The organism is Pseudomonas brassicae (assembly GCF_010671725.1).
Taxonomy (GTDB): domain Bacteria; phylum Pseudomonadota; class Gammaproteobacteria; order Pseudomonadales; family Pseudomonadaceae; genus Aquipseudomonas; species Aquipseudomonas brassicae.
Map to the genome: position 1 here is coordinate 1 of NZ_JAAHBU010000580.1, position 2,271 is coordinate 2,271.

Genomic DNA, 2,271 nt, shown 5'->3' on the forward strand with positions numbered 1-2,271 from the left:
ATGTCCCGGGTACAACTGCCCGGTGGCCACGCCGATGCTCGCGGTGGCCGCCGCCAGGCTGCGTTCGGCCTGGCGGACGTCGGGCCGGCGCTTGAGCAGTGCGGCACCATCGCCCACCGGCAGCAACTGCGCCAGGTGCGGCAGCTCGGCGCACTGCGCAGTGCCCGCCGGTAGCTGCTCGACCGGCTTGGCCAACAGCATCGACAAGGTGTACAACCCCGCCTCGCGCATGGCTTGGTAACGCGGCAGCTCGGCGCGCAACGATTTGAACTGGGTCTGCGTGCGCGTGACCTGGGTCTCATCGCCACGCCCGGCATCGCGCAGGCGCTGGGTGAGGGTCACGCTCTGTTGCTGCAGGTCCAGCGACTGTCGCGCAATGTGGTATTCCTCGTTGGCCGCGCACACCTGGGTGTAGGCTCGCACCACCTCAGCCACCAGGGTGATGCGCGCAGTGTCCGCCGCGGCCTGGGTGGCGTCGGCATGCGCTTGTGCGGCCTCGACGCCACGCTTGAGCGTGCCCCACAGGTCGAACTGGTACGAGGCGCTGAGGATCGCTTCGCCAATGTTCGCCACCGGCACCTTGTCCGGCTGCAGGAAGGCTTCGCCCGACTCCTGCAAGCGCTGTGCGCCAAGCTTGACCCCACCATTGAAGCCGCCCTGGGCCTCGGCTTCCTCGACCTGGGCCCGCGCCCGCGCAATGTTCGCCGCCGCTACGCGCAGTTCGGTATTGGCTGCCAGCGCCTGGGTCACCAGTGCATCAAGCCGCGGGTCCTGGTACAGGTGCCACCAGTCGGCGGGCACCGGCGCCGAGACCACGCTGTCGGCGTCGCTGCGCAGTGCACCCTGCAGGTCGGCGCGGTTCACTGCCGCGCCCTTGGGCACGCTGTAGTTCGGCCCGACCATCTGGCACGCCGACAGCAGCAACCCCGCGCCTACCAGCGCCAGGCGTTTCATTGCGCCGTACCCTCGATGATCGACACCGTGGCGGTACGCCCGGCGATCATGCGAAAGTCGGCCGGCACCTCGTCGAAGGCAATGCGCACCGGAATCCGCTGCGCCAGGCGCACCCAGCTGAACGCCGGGTTGACGTTGGGCAGCAGGTTGGCGCCGCTGCTGCGGTCACGGTCTTCGATGCCGGCCGCAATGCTCTGCACCCGGCCGCGCAAGCGCGCGTTGTCGCCCATCACGCGGATGTCCACGGCCTGGCCGATCTGGATGCCGGCCAGCTTGGTCTCTTCGAAATAGCCATCGACGTGGTACGAATCGCTGTCGACCACCGACAGCACCGGGCGCCCGGCAGTGACGAACTCATGGGCGCGCGGGGCGCGGTCGTTGAGGTAGCCATCGACCGGGCTGCGCACCACCGAACGGTCCAGGTTGAGCTGGGCCGCATCCACCGCCACCTGCGCCTCGGCCAGTGCCGACTGCGCACGGGCCTGGCGCGACTGGCTGGCTTCAAGCTGCTCCTGCGCCACCAGGTTGCCCAGGCCACGGTTGCGTCGCGCCTCGCGCTGGGCCTGGGCCAGGGTTTCGCTGCGTTCGGCCAGGGTCGCCTGGGCCTGGCGCAGGGCCAGGTGGAAGCGGTCCTGGTCGATGCTGAACAGCACGTCGCCGCGCTTGACCACCTGGTTGTCGCGCACCGCCACCTGCTGGATCAGCCCGGACACATCGGGCGCGATCTGGATCACGTCGGCACGGATGTGCCCGTCGCGGGTCCAGGGTGCGAACATGTAATACAGCACCATCTGCCACACCAGCACGGTGGCCAGGGTGACGACCAGCAGGGTCAGGACCACGCGGCCCAGGGTCAGCAACGGTTTTTTCATGGCAGCATCAGGCTTCGGCAAAAGTGGTCGAGCGTGCCCAGCAGCACGGCATACAGAGCAACGTTGAACAGCGCCCGGTGCCAGACCAGGCGGTAGAAGTGCACCCGCGTGAGCAACGCATGCACCCCCAGGAACAGCAGGTAGGTGAACACCATCATCACCAGCAGCGTGGGCAGGAACACCCCGCTGATATCCACTTCACCGATCACAGGGGGGGCTCCATCGATGCCATAGGGCAGTTGCGGTTGGTCGTCAGACGGCTGCAGCAGCACTTCGACCCCCGGCAGCAGCGCCAGGCGCAGGCCGCTGAGGGCATGCAGCAGGTGCAGGCGGGTTTCGCCGCAGTCGGCCATGGCCTGCAGGTTCAGCGCACGGCGGGCACGGTCCATGTTGTGCAGCAGGCCGGCCGGCGCGTGCAGGCGCTGGCGCGCGCGCAGGCAGGCCT

The 2,271-nt window shown here is 68.6% G+C and carries 3 protein-coding genes; all 3 read right to left on the reverse strand.

Annotated elements, in window-relative coordinates; translation table 11 throughout:
• Window positions 1-954, reverse strand: a 954-nt coding sequence (locus G3436_RS26305) for a TolC family protein (protein ID WP_163951238.1), incomplete at its 3' end; no start/stop codon positions are given.
• Window positions 951-1,826, reverse strand: coding sequence for an efflux RND transporter periplasmic adaptor subunit (locus G3436_RS26310; RefSeq protein ID WP_163951241.1), 876 nt, complete (start codon window positions 1,824-1,826; stop codon window positions 951-953). The genes G3436_RS26310 and G3436_RS26305, both read right to left, overlap by 4 nt.
• On the reverse strand, window positions 1,823-2,271 hold a 449-nt coding region (locus tag G3436_RS29160), incomplete at its 5' end, for a DUF1656 domain-containing protein (RefSeq protein WP_420801260.1). The genes G3436_RS26310 and G3436_RS29160, both read right to left, overlap by 4 nt.

Bases quoted from the DNA above. Each gene is read 5' to 3' on its own strand.
- G3436_RS26310 (WP_163951241.1), bottom strand. From the start codon at position 1,826: ATGAAAAAACCGTTGCTGACCCTGGGCCGCGTGGTCCTGACCCTGCTG.